At 43.4% G+C, this 19,158-nt stretch carries 17 protein-coding genes; 14 read left to right on the plus strand and 3 right to left on the minus strand.

Annotated elements, in window-relative coordinates:
• The first annotated feature begins 264 nt into the window (after nt 1–264).
• The 9 genes from dinG to ELQ35_RS10260 all read left to right on the plus strand — a co-directional run bounded on the left by dinG (nt 265) and on the right by ELQ35_RS10260 (nt 9,521).
• Nucleotides 265–3,045 carry an ATP-dependent DNA helicase DinG gene (gene dinG, locus ELQ35_RS10220; protein WP_126864745.1) on the plus strand — a complete coding sequence of 927 codons (2,781 nt, stop codon included), beginning with the start codon at nt 265–267 and terminating at the stop codon, nt 3,043–3,045.
• A 146-nt stretch (nt 3,046–3,191) separates the two neighbouring features.
• Nucleotides 3,192–4,034, plus strand: coding sequence for a ComEC/Rec2 family competence protein (locus tag ELQ35_RS10225; protein WP_126864746.1), 843 nt, complete (start codon nt 3,192–3,194; stop codon nt 4,032–4,034).
• Nucleotides 4,035–4,216: 182 nt separating this feature from the next.
• Nucleotides 4,217–4,387, plus strand: a complete 171-nt coding sequence (locus ELQ35_RS10230) for a YpmA family protein (RefSeq protein WP_126864747.1) — start codon at nt 4,217–4,219, stop codon at nt 4,385–4,387.
• Between the two features lie 15 nt (nt 4,388–4,402).
• Nucleotides 4,403–4,879, plus strand: coding sequence for a cell wall elongation regulator TseB-like domain-containing protein (locus ELQ35_RS10235; protein ID WP_126864748.1), 477 nt, complete (start codon nt 4,403–4,405; stop codon nt 4,877–4,879).
• Between the two features lie 16 nt (nt 4,880–4,895).
• Nucleotides 4,896–6,080, plus strand: coding sequence for a pyridoxal phosphate-dependent aminotransferase (locus ELQ35_RS10240; RefSeq protein WP_126864749.1), 1,185 nt, complete (start codon nt 4,896–4,898; stop codon nt 6,078–6,080).
• Nucleotides 6,081–6,127: 47 nt separating this feature from the next.
• Nucleotides 6,128–7,420 (plus strand): asparagine--tRNA ligase, encoded by a 1,293-nt coding sequence (gene asnS, locus ELQ35_RS10245; protein ID WP_126864750.1) that lies wholly within the window; start codon nt 6,128–6,130, stop codon nt 7,418–7,420.
• 195 nt (nt 7,421–7,615) lie between these two features.
• On the plus strand, nt 7,616–8,311 hold the full coding sequence (locus ELQ35_RS10250) for a DnaD domain-containing protein (RefSeq protein WP_126864751.1): 696 nt from the start codon (nt 7,616–7,618) through the stop codon (nt 8,309–8,311).
• Nucleotides 8,312–8,334: 23 nt separating this feature from the next.
• Nucleotides 8,335–8,991, plus strand: a complete 657-nt coding sequence (nth, locus tag ELQ35_RS10255; RefSeq protein ID WP_126864752.1) for an endonuclease III — start codon at nt 8,335–8,337, stop codon at nt 8,989–8,991.
• Nucleotides 8,988–9,521 (plus strand): YpoC family protein, encoded by a 534-nt coding sequence (locus ELQ35_RS10260; protein WP_126864753.1) that lies wholly within the window; start codon nt 8,988–8,990, stop codon nt 9,519–9,521. Before nth ends, ELQ35_RS10260 begins: the two co-directional genes overlap by 4 nt.
• 52 nt (nt 9,522–9,573) lie before the next feature.
• Here the strand turns inward: ELQ35_RS10260 and ELQ35_RS10265 are convergent, their stop codons facing one another.
• Nucleotides 9,574–12,294 (minus strand): penicillin-binding protein 1A, encoded by a 2,721-nt coding sequence (locus ELQ35_RS10265; protein ID WP_126864754.1) that lies wholly within the window; start codon nt 12,292–12,294, stop codon nt 9,574–9,576.
• Nucleotides 12,295–12,440: 146 nt separating this feature from the next.
• On the minus strand, nt 12,441–13,040 hold the full coding sequence (gene recU, locus ELQ35_RS10270; protein ID WP_126864755.1) for a Holliday junction resolvase RecU: 600 nt from the start codon (nt 13,038–13,040) through the stop codon (nt 12,441–12,443).
• Nucleotides 13,041–13,180: 140 nt separating this feature from the next.
• Here recU and ELQ35_RS10275 point away from each other — a divergent pair, with 140 nt between their 5' ends.
• The 4 genes from ELQ35_RS10275 (at nt 13,181) to ELQ35_RS10290 (ending at nt 16,081) form a co-directional block, all read left to right on the plus strand.
• Complete coding sequence (locus ELQ35_RS10275; protein WP_126864756.1) at nt 13,181–14,173, plus strand: DUF2515 family protein; 993 nt, start codon at nt 13,181–13,183, stop codon at nt 14,171–14,173.
• Between the two features lie 348 nt (nt 14,174–14,521).
• On the plus strand, nt 14,522–14,800 hold the full coding sequence (locus ELQ35_RS10280) for a hypothetical protein (RefSeq protein ID WP_126864757.1): 279 nt from the start codon (nt 14,522–14,524) through the stop codon (nt 14,798–14,800).
• A gap of 109 nt (nt 14,801–14,909) precedes the next feature.
• Nucleotides 14,910–15,287: a YppE family protein gene (locus ELQ35_RS10285; protein ID WP_126864758.1), complete on the plus strand. Its 378-nt coding sequence runs from the start codon at nt 14,910–14,912 to the stop codon at nt 15,285–15,287.
• Nucleotides 15,288–15,373: 86 nt separating this feature from the next.
• Entirely contained in the window at nt 15,374–16,081 is a 708-nt protein-coding gene (locus ELQ35_RS10290) for a YppG family protein (RefSeq protein WP_246026032.1), read from the plus strand.
• An 86-nt stretch (nt 16,082–16,167) separates the two neighbouring features.
• Here ELQ35_RS10290 and ELQ35_RS10295 read toward each other — a convergent pair whose 3' ends face one another.
• A complete protein-coding gene (locus ELQ35_RS10295; RefSeq protein WP_126864759.1) occupies nt 16,168–16,638 on the minus strand; it encodes an Hsp20/alpha crystallin family protein in 471 nt (156 codons plus the stop codon).
• Between the two features lie 153 nt (nt 16,639–16,791).
• Between ELQ35_RS10295 and ELQ35_RS10300 the strand changes: the two genes are divergently transcribed.
• Entirely contained in the window at nt 16,792–19,128 is a 2,337-nt protein-coding gene (locus ELQ35_RS10300; protein WP_126864760.1) for a DEAD/DEAH box helicase, read from the plus strand.
• Nucleotides 19,129–19,158 lie beyond the last annotated feature (30 nt).

Raw genomic sequence — 19,158 nt, forward strand, 5'->3', positions numbered from 1 at the left:
CCGACAAGCATAAGGCGAGCACAGAAAGAAGGCGTTCTTTCCTTCTTACTGTGATTGACTTATGACCTCGAGGGGCTAGGCTGCTTGCGCTAGACATTTTAAAAAATCCCTCGCTTTGAGGGATTTTTTAGTTAGAGAAATTTCAACATAAGGAAGCGATTCATCACGAACGTTCCTTTTGCTCGTATTACGTGATATGGTATATAAAAAAGTGACCAACAGGATGATCATTCAATGAAGGAAATGTTTTGAGGTGTACAATATATGTCGCAGCGATACGTGGTAATAGATTTAGAAACAACCGGCAACTCACCGAAAAAGGGCGACAGGATTATCCAATTTGCTGGAACCGCTATTGAAAATGGCAAAATTGTTGATGAGTATTCAACATTTATCTATCCGGAACAGGATATTCCGGTTTTTATTGAAGAGCTTACCGGAATTAATAATGAGATGGTCAAGAGTGCTCCGGTTTTTGAAGCGGTTGCCCCTAAAATCGCTGATTTCCTCGAGGATTCGTGTTTTGTTGCCCATAATGTATTATTCGATTTATCTTTCCTGCAGGAGGAATTGAAACGCTGCGGTTTCGAAGGTTTTTATGGATCGACGATTGATACGGTAGAACTTGCGAAAATTGTAAAACCGACCTCGGATAGTTATAAATTGAATCAGCTTGCACGTGACGCAAATCTGGAACATGATCGGCCTCATCGTGCCGATAGCGATGCTTATGTCACAGCACTCCTGTTTATCGAACTGAAAAAGCGACTTCAATTGCTTCCGTTAATTACACTAAAACAGCTATATAAGCTTTCTTTTTCACTGAAAAGTGAGATTTCTGAGCTGCTAGATGTACTTATTAGCCAAAAACTAACACGGAGCGAAGTCCGCCGCCTTGATATCGAAACGTTCCGGGGCCTTGCCTTAAAAAAGGTTAATCGAATAGATACATACAGAGAAAATCCATCCCCTCGTTTTCCAGAGAACCATGAGGAAAGGTTAAAGGGAATCAGAAGAACAAAGCCGGAGATGGAGTACAGGGAAGGCCAATTGAAAATGATGGATACCGTTTATGAATCATTTCAGGAAAGCCGCGATTCCATGATTGAAGCCGGAACAGGCATCGGAAAATCATTGGGGTACCTTTTTCCGGCTGCATATTTTGCAAAAGAAACTCATAAAACGGTTGTTGTTTCGACTTATACCATCCAGCTTCAAGAGCAGCTGCTTCAAAAGGAAGTGCCAAAATTAAAAGAGATGCTCCCTTTTCCGATCCATGTCGTTTTATTAAAGGGCAGAGGCAACTATTTAAGTTTGGCCAAATTCGAACGGGCTCTTCGCCAGAAAGATGATAATTATGAAACGGCACTTACCAAGATGCAGATACTCGTCTGGCTCACGGAAACAGACACAGGAGATAGAGATGAGTTGAATTTAACAAGTGGCGGGCTGCTGTTTTGGGAAAGGCTACAAAGCGATGATCATACCTATCCTGGATTGCTTCAGCCCTGGTCTGGTGCCGATTTTTATCAAAGGGCCAGGCGTGTCGCGGAAACAGCGGACATTATTGTAACCAATCACGCGTACTTAATGGCAGATCTACTTTCTAAAGACAGGCTGATTCCGAGTGAGGGTTACATGATCCTCGATGAAGCGCACCATTTAGAGCAGGCAGCGTCCAAATATTTGGGTACGAGGTTCGATTATGTTTCAGTTAAAACACAGTTAAACCGGTTAGGGGCATATGATCAAAAGCAGCTGTTGTTCCGCCTGGAAAAAATGGTTCGCGAAAAGAAACTTGAACATGTAAGGCCTATCTCTGTTTTAGAACAATCGCTCAATGACTTTATGTACGAATTTGAGCAATTGTTCTATATGCTGGCCGGAAAAGCGGAGAAGCATGTAAAAAACGAAGGCCCGAAAGCAATGGCAATAAAAGTCAAAGAGAACGGAGAATGGAAGCAGGTAACAATACTTGCAGAGAGATTGATTGAGCATTTATTTTTACTTGCTGAGGGGCTGGCTGAGCGCGTCTCTGCCTTAAACCAACTGGACTTAGGAAGAAATGCTTTGTTTTTCCTTAATGAACTCGAATTGTTGATCGTTCACATTGACGAACTGAGATTAACATTAGAGGAATTTTTCGTTCACCCGTCAAACTATGCTGTTTATTGGCTTAATTATATACCATCAGCACCGCATCATGGACTTTCGCTATCGTCCCAGCCAGTTTCTGCAGCCAGTCTTATATGGGAAACCTTTTTTGCCGCTCAAAAAAGTGTTGTCATGACTTCGGCAACATTATCAGTAAAGAAATCGTTCCGCTTTTTTAAAAGGCTGCTGGGCATTGAAAATCTGGACATTAAAAGTGAAATTTTTCCTTCTCCCTTTGATTTTGCAAAAAACATGAGGGCGTTCGTTTCAAGTGAGATGCCGGAAGTCAATTCGATATCTCTTGAGGGGTTTACCGACGCTGCATCCGCACATCTTATTGCAATAGCAAAAGCTGCCCGCGGCAGAACGATGATTTTGTTTACTTCCCACGATATGCTGCAGCGTACGCATCATAAGGTGAAAAAGTCAGGGCTGCTTGAGGAGTACACGATCCTGGCGCAGGGTATAACCGGCGGGAGCAAGATGAAATTGCTTAGGAATTTCCAAAGCTTTGATAAGGCGCTTTTGTTTGGAACGACAAGCCTGTGGGAAGGGGTTGATATACCCGGCGAAAGACTTTCCTGCCTGGTAATAGTCCGGCTTCCGTTTTCCCCGCCTGATGAACCTGTAACTGAGGCAAAGTGCTCGCTTCTCGAAAAACAGGGGAGGAATCCATTTACGGAACATTCACTCCCGGAAGCAGTCCTGAGATTTCGCCAGGGATTTGGCAGATTGATCAGAACCGATAGAGATAAAGGGGTCTTGATCGTTTTGGACAGGCGAATTACCGCCAGCAGGTATGGAAAAGAGTTTATTTCTGCGATTCCCCAGATCCAATGGGAGGAGATCGGCCTCAACAAAATGAAAGAAAAAATAAAGGATTGGATCTAAGCTATGTGCCTCTTACAAATTTGGAAAGCTGCTTGTGGAAGTGTTGTCCCGCTAGCACGAAGAAATACTCGCTTGCGGCAAAAGGCGGAATAAATTCCAAAAATATAGGCAATCTATGGATATAAAATCATGTTGGAGGGTTAACCATGAAGCTGATTTTTTCCATTATTATTGCTCTGTCCGGATGGCTGCCGAATATAGATGATGAGTCAGTGATACCTGATGAGATAGAGAAAATCGATTTGAATCTGATGGAAAATGAATATGCATTCACCTTTTTTGATCTGAGCAGCGGCGATGCAGCCATTCTCCAGGCAGAGGATGGTTCGACCATTTTGATTAATACAGGAACGGCCGCCGAAGAAAATAAACTGAAAAAGTGGCTTACGCTGTACGGGGTGAAGAAGATTGATGCTGTTATCCTGACAAAAGCCACAAAAGGCTACGATGATAATGTGAAGAATATCGTCACCGAATATAACGTTCCCAGGGTCATTGCCGGAAAAAAGATGGAGAATAGGGTAAACAGCATACTCAGTGATCTGCAAGGAGTGGAGCTCAGTCTGTGGAGCGAGCAATCGAAGGAAACCTTTTTGGATGAAATTGAAATTAGTGTGATTCATGAAAATGATACTAAAGAGGAAGGGCTTGATTTATCGTTTAAGATAAAGGACAATTATCTTCTGTATGTAACATCATCTTCTGAAAAAATTAGAAACAAACTCATGGAATTGAATCCTTCTGATGTCCAAATTATAAAGGCGCCTTATAATGCCATGCCTTTTGCAACAGCTGAACACCTTGATCCCCAGGCTGTAATCCTTAGCGAACAGGTTGACAAAGCAGTCGAAAGAGAAATGGTCCAGAAATTCCGCGAAATGTGGATTGAGGTTTTTAACACCGCCAAACAAGGAACAGTGACAGCGAAATTCACAAAAACAACTCATGAAATTTTTCCAATAAAGAATTTCCTTAATACCAGGAAGTGAGACAGTCTCCATGAAGGGAAAGCAGTCTGATTAACGCGCTGACCGGGTTTCGGATATTGACTAAAATAATCAAGAAATATTATCGAAAATAAAGCCAAGCTGTTATAATGAGAAAAGCGCTGCTAGTATCCGCTTGTTTTGAAAGAATATGAGACAGTAGAAATTTATTGGGGGAATTATGGATGGAAAGCAAAATTGAAGTGCTTTCGACGGTTACGATTGAAAACTCGCCGGATCTATACAAGGTCGTCGATGCTTTGAACCGGACTTTAAAAGAAAAAGACTTAATGTTCGGGCTGGCGCTCGACTCAGAAAATCAGGAAAAAGCGATATTTACGATTTATCGTACATAGAAAGAGTGACTTTACTTGAAAAAATGGCTGATTGTTTCTGCGATCATTGTCGTTGTTTTTATTGGCTTTACAGCCGGTGCGTACATAAATGCGTTAGGGCCAAAGAAAGATGCTGCCAGGGAATCCTTTCAATCTGCAAGAAAGATAAGCGGACTTGTCACAATGGACGAGTTTTATATTTATAATGGAAAGGATTCCTACAATGTGGTGATTGGCAAAACGAAAGATGGCGAAAAAAAGGTCGTTTGGCTGCCGAATGATAACAAGAAAAAGCCGGTCACGGAAAATTACCATGACGGAAAATCGGAAAAAGAAATTTTGCAAATTGCTGAAAAACAACTCCATCCTGAAAAAATTATTTCCGTCAAACTGGGCATGGAAAGCAGCACACCGCTTTGGGAAGTCACATATCTTGATGAATCGAACAGGTATAATTATGACTATTATGATTTCCAGTCAGGGGAATGGCTGAAATATTATCGAAGTATATAGAATGGGGGATCATTTCATGAAATTAGCTAGCCGTGTACAGACATTAACACCATCTTCAACGCTGGCCATCACCGCTAAGGCAAAAGAGCTGAAAGCACAGGGCCATGATGTGATCGGACTTGGCGCAGGGGAGCCGGATTTCAATACTCCCCAACATATCATCGAAGCGGCAACTCTTTCGATGAATGAGGGGCATACGAAGTATACACCTTCTGCGGGCCTCCCAAAACTCAAAGAAGAAATAGTAGGTAAATTAAAGAGAGATCATCGTCTTTCGTACAAGGCTTCTGAAATCATCGTTGCCTCCGGCGCAAAGCATGCCCTATACACATTGTTTCAAGCGATCCTCGATGAAGGCGACGAAGTCATCGTCCCGATTCCTTACTGGGTAAGCTATCCGGAGCAGGTGAAGCTTGCGGGTGGAATACCGGTTTATGTAGAAGGAAAGGAAGAAAATGATTTTAAGCTAACGAGAGAACAGCTTGAGGAGAGCATTACCGCAAAAACAAAGGCGCTAATAATCAATTCCCCCAGCAATCCTACGGGCATGATTTATTCAAAGGAAGAACTTCAGGTTATAGGGGAAGTATGTCTCGAAAATGATGTATTAATCGTTTCCGATGAAATCTATGAAAAATTGATTTATGGCAATGCATCGCATACATCCATTGCCGAATTGTCTCCGGAATTAAAAGAACAGACCATCCTTATTAATGGTGTTTCCAAATCATATTCCATGACCGGCTGGAGAATTGGCTATGCCGCCGGCAATGAAGCGATCATCAAGGCGATGACAAACCTGGCCAGCCACAGCACTTCCAACCCTACAACAACGGCCCAATACGGTGCCATCGCTGCCTATGCCGGCCCCCAGGATAAAGTGGAAGAAATGCGTTCAAGCTTTGAAGAGCGGCTAAATATTATTTACGATAAGCTTGTCGCAATTCCGGGAATCTCCTGCATTAAGCCGCATGGAGCTTTTTATCTGTTTCCAAATGTCAAAAGGGCAGCAGAACAGGCAGGCTATAGCAGCGTTGAAGAGTTTGTAACTGCGTTGCTTGAGGAAGCATTGGTGGCTGTTGTCCCGGGCTCCGGATTTGGCGCTGACGATTATATCCGCCTTTCTTATGCGACATCGCTTGACCAGCTGGAAGAGGCCGTAGAAAGAATCCATAAGTTTGTAAAAGGAAAGATGGCTTAAAAAGGTTAATTCCTTAATATGGATTGCAATTTGGAGGGAAATGTAACGTGAAAATAACCATAAAAGAAGCAAATAAATATGTCGATCAGGAAGTCACCATTGGCTGCTGGCTGGCCAACAAACGCTCCAGCGGGAAAATTGCCTTTCTGCAGCTGCGTGATGGTTCCGGTTTTATCCAAGGTGTGGTCGTCAAGGAAGATGTCGGTGAAGATATTTTTGCTCACGCCAAATCAGCTTCACAGGAATCTTCCATGTATGTAACAGGGATCATCCAAAAGGATGAACGCTCCCCATTTGGCTTCGAGCTGCTCGTCAAAAATATCGAAGTGATTCATGAATCAGTGGATTACCCGATTACGCCAAAGGCTCACGGTCCTGAGTTCTTGATGGATAACCGCCATTTATGGCTCCGCTCGAAGCGACAGCATGCCATAATGAAAATCCGCAATGAAATTATCAGGGCCACATATGAATTTTTTAACAACGAAGGTTTTGTAAAGGTCGACCCGCCGATTTTGACTGGAAGTGCTCCGGAAGGAACCTCTGAGTTATTTGCCACGAAATATTTTGAGGAAGATGCGTATCTTTCCCAGAGCGGACAGTTATATCTAGAGGCAGCGGCAATGGCGCTCGGCAAAGTATTTTCCTTTGGACCGACATTCCGTGCAGAGAAGTCAAAAACGAGACGGCATTTGATTGAATTCTGGATGATTGAGCCTGAGATGGCGTTTTATGAATTTAAAGATAACCTCGAGGTTCAAGAACAGTATGTTTCTTACGTCGTTCAATCGGCGTTGAAAAATTGTACGCTTGAGCTCAACACATTGGGACGTGATACTTCTAAGCTCGAACAAATCCAGGCGCCATTCCCGCGCATAACGTACGATGATGCCGTCACTTTCCTGAATGAAAAAGGATTTGCTGATATCAAATGGGGCGATGACTTAGGTGCTCCCCACGAAACGGCTATTGCCGAAAGCTATGATAAGCCGGTATTCATTACTCATTATCCGACTTCAATCAAACCATTTTACATGCAGCCCGACCCTGATCGGGACGATGTGGTGCTTTGCGCTGATTTGATTGCTCCGGAAGGCTATGGAGAAATTGTCGGCGGATCGGAACGTATCCATGATTTCGGACTATTGGAAAAGCGGATTGAAGAGTATGGCCTGAGTAAAGAAGCTTATAAATGGTATCTCGAGTTAAGACAATATGGCTCTGTTCCGCACTCTGGATTTGGACTTGGCTTAGAACGGACAGTAGCATGGATCAGCGGCGTCGAGCATGTGCGTGAGACAATCCCGTTTCCTCGTTTGCTAAACAGATTATATCCTTGATGATGGAAACGGAAAACTAAAAACAGTCGAAAAGAACGGCTCTGCCAAATATATGGTGGCACTGCCGTTCTTTTTCTTTCATTCGGTGCTAATATAGCCCCGCGAAAAAGGACTGGAGCTGTTAAAACTTTCAACTCGCTTAGCTCTTAATCCGCCAGTGAATTTCATGTTATACTACATTTGAGGTGTCTTATTATGATAAAGAACAAGATATTTGCATGGTTGAAGGAAGGCACGATCACGATTCCTTCTTTTCTCTTTAGTAACTATAAAGCAATGGGACTTAACGAACAGGAAGTGATGCTGTTATTGCAACTGCAGAGTTTCCTGGAAATGGGGAATGCGTTTCCGACTCCAAGTCAAATGGCCGCCCGGATGACTTTCCAGGAATCAGAATGTTTATTCATGATCCAGCGCTTAATCCAAAAGGGTTTCATTGACATTGAAGAGGAATATTCCAATTCCATTCGCCATGAAAGATATTCCATCGATCCCCTCTATGAAAAAATGATCGATTGCTTTCTGAAGACATTGAATCAAACCGAAAGCGCCCAGGCTGCAGCTGATAATGACAGCCTGTATACCATATTTGAAAAAGAATTCGGACGTCCATTGTCGCCTTTTGAATGTGAAACGCTGGCAATGTGGATGGAGGAGGATCACCACCCTGATATCATAAAAGCTGCATTAAGAGAAAGTGTAATATCCGGAAAATTAAATTTTCGCTATATTGACCGGATTTTGTTTGAGTGGAAGAAGAATGGTGTTAAAACGCTTGAACAAGCAAAAAGCCATGGCGAGAAATTCCGGGTCCATCAAAAGCGTGACAAAAAGGCAGGACCGGCCGCTGCCGCAAAGGAAGTTCCTTTTTATAACTGGCTGGAACAGTAATTGATGTTTAAAGGAGCAAGCAGATGCTTAATAAAGCGCAAATAAACAGGTGCCTTGATACGATAGGGGAAATGTTTCCTGACGCCCATTGTGAGCTGGACCATTCAAATCCGTTTGAACTGGTTATTGCTGTGGCGTTATCCGCTCAATGTACAGATGCTTTAGTAAACAGAGTCACCAAACATTTATTTGAAAAATACAAAACGCCTGAGGATTACATAAGTGTACCGAGTGAAGAGCTTGAGCGGGATATCCACTCAATCGGCCTATACCGGAATAAGGCGAAGAATATCCAAAAGCTTTCGAGGATGATTATTGAAGAGTATAACGGAGAGGTTCCGAGAGACCGAGATGAACTGACAAACTTGCCCGGTGTCGGCAGGAAAACGGCGAATGTGGTAGTGTCTGTCGCTTTTGATGTACCGGCAATAGCTGTCGATACCCATGTCGAAAGAGTAAGCAAGCGCCTTGGCATCAGCAGGTGGAAGGATAGTGTCCTTGAGGTGGAAAAAACATTAATGGCAAAAGTTCCGAAAGAAGAATGGTCCATCACCCATCACCGCTTAATCTTTTTTGGGAGGTACCACTGCAAGGCGCAATCACCAAAATGTGAAATTTGTCCGCTTCTTGAGCTGTGCCGGGAAGGAAAGAAACGCATGAAGAGGAAAGAAATGAAATGACTGGACTTATAAAATGCAAGATTCCGGCAGAACTGAAATCCTCGCTGTTTTTTTCCACAGATGAAATGGAGATATCGCCGGACCGACTTCAGGATTGGTCCATTACATGCGGAGAGCCGTTTTTTCCTTATGAAATTCTATATTGGAGTGCTTTAGATAGCCATCATCCATGGGAGAACTGCCGCAAGCCTATAAATGATCTTCTTGCCAGGTGGCTGGTGCTAAAGGAAAAGGCCGGAAAGCTGTTTGCGGAGAGGAAGGCCCAAGAAACAATAGAGCCGATGAGAGAGGGACTTTCTTTACTCCTATCAATTCTATTTTGGCTGCATAGTGAGCCTGTTCATCTAATGGACTGGGAGGATAAATTGGCTCGTTTTCCCTATAAACCTGTTAATACAGAAGAGAGGTTACGTTTTATTCTGGCACGGCCGGTTCTTTACCATTCCTTTGTCCAGCTTGGTGAATTATTCACAGAATTGGAGAAACAGTATCATAAAAAAAACATCTTGTCGCCAAAAAAAAACGTCTGAGCATTGAGCTTAGACGTTTTTTTTTATGATATTCAACGAAATAAAACTGGTATCATTGGTTTTTAGATCCGGTTTCGGGAGGTTCTGTTACATTGCCATCTCCTGGATTTTGTCCAGGGTTTTCGCCTTCGCCCGGTTGACTGTCTTCGGGATTGTCGGGATTATTCTCTCCGTTATTGCCTTCATTTCCCTGGTCATTTCCATTACCTGGGTTGTTGCCATTACCCGGATTGTTCTCACTTCCTCTGTCATTGCCTGGGTCATTTCCGTTTTCATCGTCTTGGCCGTTATCCTCGCCATTGTCATTTTCATTCCCTTCCTCAGGGCTCTGGCCATTTTCATTGCCATTTCCTTCATCAGGAGGTAAACCGTTTTCCAGATCAGGACCTGGCTGCTGTTCTTCAACACCGGCATTTGGATCTGCTATTTCAACCGATGTAGAAGCAGGGTCGCTTCTTTGACCGCCAGTTATTGCCGTAACAGTGAAGGTATATTTTGTTCCAGGAGTTGGGTTTTGAATTTTCAATCCATGTTCCCCGGTAACGCTTAGAACCTTTTCGCCTCCTCCATCGATGGCAAGCTTTACTTCAAATTCAGGTTCTTTATCACTTCTTTCGGAATAATTCCATTCTAGATTAATTTCATTGACGGTTTGGTCAAAAGACGCTCTAAGATTTTGCGGTCCTTTTAGCTTCTCAAAACGCTTCGTTACATGTGTCGGTTCATTTCCTTTCACAAAATACTCATAGACGATTTGACTCTCAGGAGTATACTCATTTGGCAGCATTGCCGGATCGGAGTCTTTTACAATTCCGATTCTTTCGACACTGCTCGGCTGTTTAAAGTCTTTCGTTTCCCTTCCCCGGGAAACATGCTGCATGAGATTGCGGAAAACTTCTTTCGGAATCGCCTGCGAATCTTTGCCTAAGAATTCTTTCTGATCTTCATAGCCCATCCAAATCGCGGCGGTATAATTCGTTGTATAGCCGGCAAACCATGAATCTGGAGCACCGCCGGGTTCTACATTGTACTTTTTCTTATCTTTTTCATCATAGTTTGTCGTGCCTGTCTTTCCTGCTACAGCGAGATTCGGGACATTAGCCCGGACACCGGTGCCATAGCTTTCCTTCAACACACTTTTCAGCATGTCAGTGATTATGAATGCAGTTGAATCCTTCATGGCCGCCCTGGATTCCGGTTTGCTTTTAATCGTCGTGCTTTTATCCCTCAGTACGATTTTTTTGACTGCATGAGGTTCATTGTATATTCCGCTGTTTCCAAATGCACTGTACGCCCCGGCCATGTCAAGGGAGGATACATCAAGTCCGCCTCCAATGGCTGCAGACTCCGTCAGGTCCTTCTCAATCGGAATCCCTAAATTCTTTCCAAATGTTTGAGCACGGTCAATGCCGACTTCCTGAAAAGTTTTAAGCGCCGGGATATTTAACGAGCGCCCGAGCGCTTCACGGATCGTCATTTTCCCATAGTGTTTCCGAGAAGCATTGTTAATATCTGTGCCCCCTGAATATTGATAGGGCTCATCGACAATTTGGTGATATGTGGACCATTTCAGATGTTCAACTGCTGGTCCATAGTCGAGAATTGGCTTGATTGTTGAACCGGGCGAGCGTTTAGCATCAGTCGCATAGTTAAAGCCGCCGTTGAATTCATCACTTCTTGATCCCCCGATTGCCCGGATTTCCCCGGTTTTCGTATCAAGCAGTGTTATACCAGCCTGAAGCTTATCACTTGGGAATTGAATGACATCGTTTGTTGTCATTATCTTGTGTACATACTCCTGGGCGTCTCTGTCCAGGGTTGTATGGATCTCGAGTCCATCGGTGTAAATATTGTAGTCACCCATTTTCTCTACTTCTTTGATTACCTGGTCTATAAACACATCGTAAGGAGAGGTGTCCGCCGTATCCTGTTCCTGACTCACAAGTCCCTCTTTGATTGGAGTATCCTGGGCTTCATTCATTTGTTCTTTAGAAATAAAGCCATGCATATTCATCAAATGAAGCACGACATTCCGTCGTTTCTCGGCCCGGTCCGGGTGGTTATAAGGATTATAGCGGTTTGGGCTTTGCGGCAAGCCGACAAGCAATGCTACTTCATTCAACTTTAAATCTTTCAGTTCTTTTCCATAATAAACTTCAGCTGCAGTTGCAATACCATTAGCCGATTCAGAGAAGAAAATTTTATTAATGTACATCTCAAAAATTTCCTGTTTTGTATATTTTTGTTCAAGTTGTATGGATAGCCACATTTCTTGGGCCTTCCGTTTTAACGTTTTTTCTGGTGATAAATAAGATCGTTTAACCACCTGCTGTGTAATCGTACTTGCCCCTTGTGAGCCGAATCCCTGGGTAACATTGGCCAATACGGCACCCCCGATACGCATTACATCGATTCCGTGGTGTTTATAAAAGCGTACATCTTCGGTTGCCAGGAAAGCATTTTCCACGAGTTTTGGCACATCTTCATATGCGACATATTCCCGTTTTTCCGGACCGACTTCTTTAATTAGCTTATCGTTATCATCATATATCGTGGAAGGAACGGGATCTTTCAGCATTTTTTCATCCAGCTTTGGTGCATCGCTGATAAAGTATGCAAACGTCGCTCCTCCGGCAATCATGCCGACGATTCCTAATGTGATCAGAAAGAGAAAAACCCGTTTAAAAAGGCCTTTGGACTTTCTCTGCTTTCCTTTTTTCTGCGCCTCGCCCTGCATTCGGCGCTCTTGCCTTGTGTTGTATTTCTCAGCCATTACAGCTACCTGCCTTTCTAACTATATGAAGAAGTATAATCTTCAACATGTACTGGTGTCTAGCGCAAGCTGCCTAGCCCCGACGTTGCCACAGGACGTGCTGGGTCTTAGTCGATGTTCCTTTTTACAAGGCGCTTCCGCTTTTCTTAGATAAAAGTGTCTATTACTTTAATATAGTCAATTCGTGGTTGGAATCCAAGTGGAACTTTAAGAGAACTCTCTTTCACTTCATCCTTGGTAATTGATTTTCTGCCTCCCGAGAGCATCCTCTCCCAGTAATAGGCGAGCGTACCCGATTTCATCAAATAGGTTTCCTCGACGGCCGTGAATCTCATAATTACGAAAGCAATTCCAGCCTGATTTACAACATGGTTCATATGCTCAATTTGGTGTTCATGAAAATTTTTAAGCGGAAAGGATGTGGGGCTCTTCGTTTCCTTTGCTTCAAAATCGATATATCGTCCTTTATAGACACCATTGTAATCTGTTGTCGATGCCTGTTTAAAATAGGCTTCCTTAATGACTGCAGCACTTCGTTGCGGGTAATGTACATCGACAATTTGAATCGGGACCGGCTTTTTGTGGATGACAGCAATGCCATTTGCCAAATAATATTCATTACTATCATTTAAATCGTCCTCTAACGTTTTCCCGCGGTTACTGTAGCTCATTTGCTTCAACGGACGAGCAATGGGTTTCTGCGCTGCCTGAACAAACCTTCGTCCGTTAGGGTAATGGAAAGCCAAGATAACTCCTCCTTTTTTCACTCATCTATGATAGCAAAAAAGCAAGTGGAGTGGTGAATAAAAGTGTTTATTTCTAAAAAAGATAACATGTAAGCTAGTTTGCCACAACAAGATTTTTCATGGAAAGAAGTGAGCGGGTGATGCAAGTCAATCGATATAGTGGACTAACGAAATTTGAACAGGGTCTTATAAATAAAATAAACGCATTGATGGAAAAATCGAATCAAGACAATATATCAAGGACAAAAGCATATGAATATTTCTTTTCCATCCACCCTGAAATCAAATGGGCTTTCCTGGCTGGCATGGTATCGCGCAATGCGGGTTGGAATATGTGCGATCTTGAAGGGGAGTTGTTCCCAAAGGTTGTTTCGCGCAGCTTCCGGCATGTTTTGTTCATTACGTATGAGCGTGCCAATTGGCTCATTTTCCATGATGCGTTCCCGCAGCTTTTGCTCTATCATTATTCGACGAAATATAAAGCGTCTTTGTTTCACTTATCATGCCATTTTCGTATTTCTGAGTTCTCAGAAAAGGAGTGGAAGCGTTTCTGGCACTTTCGCGATGAAGAAAGGCTGCTTTATTCACTGATCATTAATGAACAAAACGTGATCGAAGAGCCTGTGATCAGGCACCAATTCTACAACCCTTTTGTGTTTCACTCCCTTTTATTTAATTTTCAGGATTGGCTGCATTTTAGCACTGTGCTTTTTCCAATGTATTCAGGAGATATGTATGGCCTTTCCGTGTCAGACTTCCGGAATGTCGATTCGCGTATTGAACTTGGAAAAAAGCTTTCTCTGTTATTATTTGACCGCGAATTGTTTCCTGAATTCTATAAATTTGCCCGATTCACAGAGCCAACTGGGTCCAGGCATGATTACGAGAAGTATTTTCCAGATAAAAAACGAAGGGTAACCCCATTTTTACGAACAACTTATCCCAATATCACCCATTCCATCCATGAGATGAACCAGTGGGACAGGAAAAGAGCAATAAAAAGGAAATGGTCCAAAACACCAGCGCTTCCTTCAGAAACCAGACTGAATGACTGGTACCGCAAAAAGCAAAAACAGTTGCATTTTGCGATCGGGGCGAAGGACTATTTTTCGATGAAAAAGTGGCGTATGTAAGAGTGGGGAAGCTATAGCTTCCCCACTCGAGTAAATGAAAAGCAGCTTAAGTGGAAGGACGGTCCGGCCCTTTTAGTTTAGGGTTTCCATAACCAGGCTTTTCGGTTTCCTGCTTCTTCGCCTTCTTTTCTTTTTGTTGTTTACTTTCATTTGAATTCATCAAAAACACCTCCTGATTTTAGTTTTTGTAAAATACATCTAATCATTCCTGAGGTTTGTCGAAAACCAAAAGAATCTTAAGCGAATTCCACTTTCTTTGCCGATTTCCTTCTAGTTTTGTCAACCATGAAGGTCTAAGGGGAAAAGCTAAGAATACTTATATTATAAAGCGAATGAGGAGGTATTTTGATGGGGATGAAAAAAGCAGCTTCGAATGAGATTCTAGAATTGCTTGGAGAGATAACCGCTCGTTTGGACGAATTAGAGGAAACGATGGTTGAATCATTGAATAGTGAACGCTGTCAGTTATGGGGAAATCAGATGGCCATGGTCCATTCCGTCCAGGAAGCATATGAAAAAACGGAAAAGGATTGGAAGGTAAAAGAATTTGAAGATCAGGCCTTTATCTTACGGAAAGATAGTGCACTCAATAAACAGGTGGCAATGAATCCTAAATTAGGATACTAGTTCAACCATGAAGCAGCTTACTTAAGCTGCCTTTTCTTTTTTAGGCCGGAAAGTTTTATATTTCCCTCTTATCATATATACTTTAGGCATTAAACCTTTGGAGGAAGAGATGCGAGACAAAGAGGTAATCCTAAAACTAACGAAGGAACTAATCGGTTTTTGCCAGCGTGCCGATCAAATTTATGAAGATGTCCGCTCCACGGGAAAGGAGAAAGACTTCTATAACGATGTGAAACCTTTTGCAGATAAAGTCCAGCTTGCTTCTTTGGAATGGGCCGATAGCATGAAGGTCTGGATGAGGGAAGAACGCTTCCAACACTTATTCCCTCAACAAATTGACCAGACCGTGCAGAATCTTTCCGATGTAGCCGTCCAGGCCTTTTTTCCAAAAACAAGTTATAAAAGATTTAAAAGCCATGTCCAATCCGTTCAATTTATCCTGCAAAGCGCTTTACATGAAATAAACAAAAAAGTCAATCACGGCTGATATATTCAGCAAATACCTCCACTCACCAATGTGTTCTTTTGCTCATATAGTATATCAGCTAATGTCATGTGGAGGTGGAAAGATTCGTGAATTACAGGAATACCGTTTCCGGTCAGGAAAGAGACGACGGATATTACATGAATTCAATGCCGGGGTTTTGGAGCGGATATTCATACTTTCCCGGACAATATGAAACCGGGAAACAGGGGATGAACATCCCAATGCACAACGGTGAAAGGCAGTATTATCCTGATGCATTTCAACCACCCGATCATACGCACCCCATTCAGGCCGAAGAATGGGGGCACTTCAATGGAGGGCAGCAGCCTCCTTACAATCAAGCATTTTCAAACGACGGACATCTGTATTTTCAAAACAGCGATGTACAGCACTTTGGCAAAGGTATCCAAGGAAATCCTCTTGGAGTAGAGCAAAGCCAACTTTTCAATGGACATCCGGGCGGCTTTCTCGCGCCGTTTCAGCAACCATACATGCCACAACCATATCAGCAGCAAACCCAAAAATTAAATTCGCTCAATCCTTTTGAAAATCCGCTGCAGCCTATGCAAAAAGGGCAGCCGCCTCAGCCCCAGCATTTCGCCAATCCGTATCCAAAGCAGCAATTTATGCAAAAACAGCAGCCTTCCGGTTTCCATTCTGTCCTCAACCAGTTCAAAACTCAGGATGGTTCCTTCGATATCAATAAAATGATGAGCACAGCTGGACAAATGGTGAATACAGTCAACCAGGTGTCAGCGATTGTCAAAGGGTTCGGTGGGATGATTAAAGTGTAACAATCTATCAAAGAAGGGCCACAACCGCTTTCTGGTGGTTGTGGCCCTTTACATAAATAAGCGCAGAATAACTTACGCTTTTCCAATTAATCGTTTATGGCAATGCGCTTGCCTTTAAGTTTAGGAACTTTGATTTCCAGCACACCGTCGCGATGGCTGGCCGATGCTTTTTTGCCATCAATTGGCTTAGAAAGCCTGATTGTCCTGGATTTATTTTTTAAGGTGCTTTTCCTTTTAAACAGACCCTTGTTTTCATTCGTTTCCTGGACTGTTTCCTGATTTTTCACATTGATGATCACTCCCTGGTCAAGCATTTCAATGTCAATATCCTGTCTTTTTATGCCGGGGATCATTGCTTTAATGCGATAATCTGTTTCATTTTCGATAATTTCCACTGGAAAGCTTCGATCATTTGAAGTACCAAAAAAGTCATCCATGGATTGAAGAAGCCCCTTATATGGCTTCTCGGCAAAAAGCCGGTCCACCGTTGTCATCAATTCATCAAATACCTCCTTCGTGGAAGGTTTCAAATTCTTGTTATTCTCTGAATCAGACATTATTTGTCTCTCCTTTCAAATACCGCTTCTAATTAGGCTATGTTCTTCTGAAAGCAAAGGTGAATTGCAAGTTTTGTTAGCTTAAGGTAAACGCTTGACAGAACATCTGTTTGTATAATAAAATAGATATAAGTAAGTAATGGGGTGAGCGGTATGAAGGTAAGAAAGAACCTGCAAGAACTGATAACTGACCTGAAACATAATGAAGATTATTCAGATAATATTGTTCACTGGCATACGATTGAACCGATAGAGGCGTCAAGCGTCCCTTTTCCAGAAAAAATGGATAAAAAAATAAGACAGGCCCTTGAGAAGAGGGGGATTCCTGGACTTTACACGCACCAGGCCACCGCCTTTGAAGCGGCCATCCAGGAAAAAAGCTTGGTTGCGGTAACCCCTACGGCATCCGGGAAAACACTTTGCTATAATCTCCCTGTGCTCCAATCAATCCTTGAAAACGAGAAAACAAGGGCTCTGTATATATTCCCAACCAAAGCACTGAGTTATGACCAAAAAAGTGAGCTCCATGAGATGATCGAAGAAATGGAAGTGGAAATTAACAGTTATACATATGACGGTGATACTCCTTCTGCTATCCGCCAGAAAATCCGCAAAGCCGGACATATTGTTATTACAAATCCAGACATGCTGCATTCGGGAATTTTGCCGCATCACACAAAATGGGTATCGCTTTTTGAAAATCTGAAATATGTCATAATTGATGAGCTTCATATTTACCGGGGTGTATTCGGCAGCCATACGGCGAATGTGATCAGGAGGCTAAAACGGATCTGCCATTTCTACGGAAGCGATCCGATTTTTATTTGCACGTCAGCGACGATTGCAAACCCGAAACAATTGGCCGAGCAGCTCACCGAACAGGATATGGTGCTTATTGACAACAATGGCGCCCCTAGCGGAAAAAAACATTTTGTTTTTTATAATCCTCCTGTCGTGAACAAGCCTCTTAATATCCGCAGAAGTGCTGTCCTGGAGGCACGGAGCCTTGCGATGGAATTTTTGCGGAATAAGATTCAAACGATCGTATTCGCGCGTTCACGGGTTAGGGTGGAACTTCTGCTGACCTATTTACAGGGTTTAGTTGCGGGTCAGCTAGGGCCAAAGGCGATAAGAGGCTACCGTGGCGGCTATTTGCCAAAACAGCGGCGTGAGATTGAGAAGGGGCTGCGGAATGGCAGTATTTACGGAGTAGTCAGCACGAATGCGCTTGAGCTTGGCGTCGATATCGGCCAGCTACAAGTGTGCATCATGACGGGCTATCCGGGCTCGATCGCGAGTGCCTGGCAGCAGGCTGGCCGTGCAGGGCGCAGAAATGGTGAGGCATTGATCATCATGGTTGGAAGCTCCAGTGCGCTTGATCAATACATCGTCCAGCATCCTGAATATTTCTTTTCACGCAGTCCCGAAACGGCAAGAATCAATCCTGATAACCTGGTGATCCTCGTCGATCATATTAAATGTGCAGCCTATGAACTTCCGTTTGCTAAAGGGGATACATTTGGCAGGGCGGAAATCACCGAAGTGCTTGAGTTTTTGACAGAAGAAAGAGTCATCCACCAAAACGGGGACAAATGGTATTGGATGAATGACGCATTTCCAGCCCACAATATCAGCCTCCGTTCTGCGTCCCAGGAAAACGTGGTCATCATCGACCAGACAGAAGCACCGCGCAACTTGGTAATTGGTGAAATGGATACTTTCAGCGCGATGACTTTGCTGCACGATGAAGCGATTTATCTGCATCAGGGCATTCAGTACCAAGTTGAACGGCTCGATTGGGAAGAGAAGAAGGCATATGTCCGGGAAGTAAATGTTGATTATTACACAGACGCAAATCTTGCGGTCCAGCTATCCGTCCTGGAAGTGGACAAGCACAAATCCTACAGTACGAATGAGGCAGCCTATGGCGATGTATCCGTAAGGGCGATGGCAACGATTTTCAAAAAGATCAAATTCGAGTCGCATGAAAATATCGGCTCCGGGCCGATTACGCTGCCGGAAGTAGAGCTTCATACAAGTTCGGCGATGCTTTCGATCCATCCTGACATCCTGAATTGGGACGATAATCGGATGGAGCAGGGATTGATTGGGGCCTCCCATGCGCTGAACTACATGGTACCGCTTTTTGTTATGTGTGACCCAAATGATATCCATGTGTATCCCCAGGTGAAGGCGGCCCATAATGAGAAACCTACTATATTTATTTACGACAGCTATCCGGGCGGTATCGGCCTGAGTGAAAAAGTCTACGATCATGTGGAGACGATTTTGACCGAAACACAGAACATGGTGGAGCGGTGCCAATGCGAAAGCGGATGTCCTTCCTGCATTGGAACGGATGCTGTCTCTGAAACGGCCAAACATGACGCGATCCAGCTATTGAATCTGTTTGCAACCGGACTTTCACAGGACACTAAGGCAGCAGCAACACACCCTTTTCAAGAGAACGATAGCTTTTTAAGGATGTGAGTCGACGTTTCTTAATAAAAAGAACTTCCG

It is taken from the genome of Peribacillus cavernae (assembly GCF_003989135.1).
Lineage (GTDB): Bacteria > Bacillota > Bacilli > Bacillales > DSM-1321 > Peribacillus > Peribacillus cavernae.

Coding starts and splice junctions, on each gene's coding strand:
- dinG (WP_126864745.1), top strand. CDS start 265: ATGTCGCAGCGATACGTGGTAATAGATTTAGAAACAACCGGCAACTCA.
- ELQ35_RS10225 (WP_126864746.1), top strand. CDS start 3,192: ATGAAGCTGATTTTTTCCATTATTATTGCTCTGTCCGGATGGCTGCCG.
- ELQ35_RS10230 (WP_126864747.1), top strand. CDS start 4,217: ATGGAAAGCAAAATTGAAGTGCTTTCGACGGTTACGATTGAAAACTCG.
- ELQ35_RS10240 (WP_126864749.1), top strand. CDS start 4,896: ATGAAATTAGCTAGCCGTGTACAGACATTAACACCATCTTCAACGCTG.
- ELQ35_RS10250 (WP_126864751.1), top strand. CDS start 7,616: ATGATAAAGAACAAGATATTTGCATGGTTGAAGGAAGGCACGATCACG.
- nth (WP_126864752.1), top strand. CDS start 8,335: ATGCTTAATAAAGCGCAAATAAACAGGTGCCTTGATACGATAGGGGAA.
- ELQ35_RS10260 (WP_126864753.1), top strand. CDS start 8,988: ATGACTGGACTTATAAAATGCAAGATTCCGGCAGAACTGAAATCCTCG.
- ELQ35_RS10265 (WP_126864754.1), bottom strand. CDS start 12,294: ATGGCTGAGAAATACAACACAAGGCAAGAGCGCCGAATGCAGGGCGAG.
- ELQ35_RS10275 (WP_126864756.1), top strand. CDS start 13,181: ATGCAAGTCAATCGATATAGTGGACTAACGAAATTTGAACAGGGTCTT.
- ELQ35_RS10280 (WP_126864757.1), top strand. CDS start 14,522: ATGGGGATGAAAAAAGCAGCTTCGAATGAGATTCTAGAATTGCTTGGA.
- ELQ35_RS10285 (WP_126864758.1), top strand. CDS start 14,910: ATGCGAGACAAAGAGGTAATCCTAAAACTAACGAAGGAACTAATCGGT.
- ELQ35_RS10295 (WP_126864759.1), bottom strand. CDS start 16,638: ATGTCTGATTCAGAGAATAACAAGAATTTGAAACCTTCCACGAAGGAG.
- ELQ35_RS10300 (WP_126864760.1), top strand. CDS start 16,792: ATGAAGGTAAGAAAGAACCTGCAAGAACTGATAACTGACCTGAAACAT.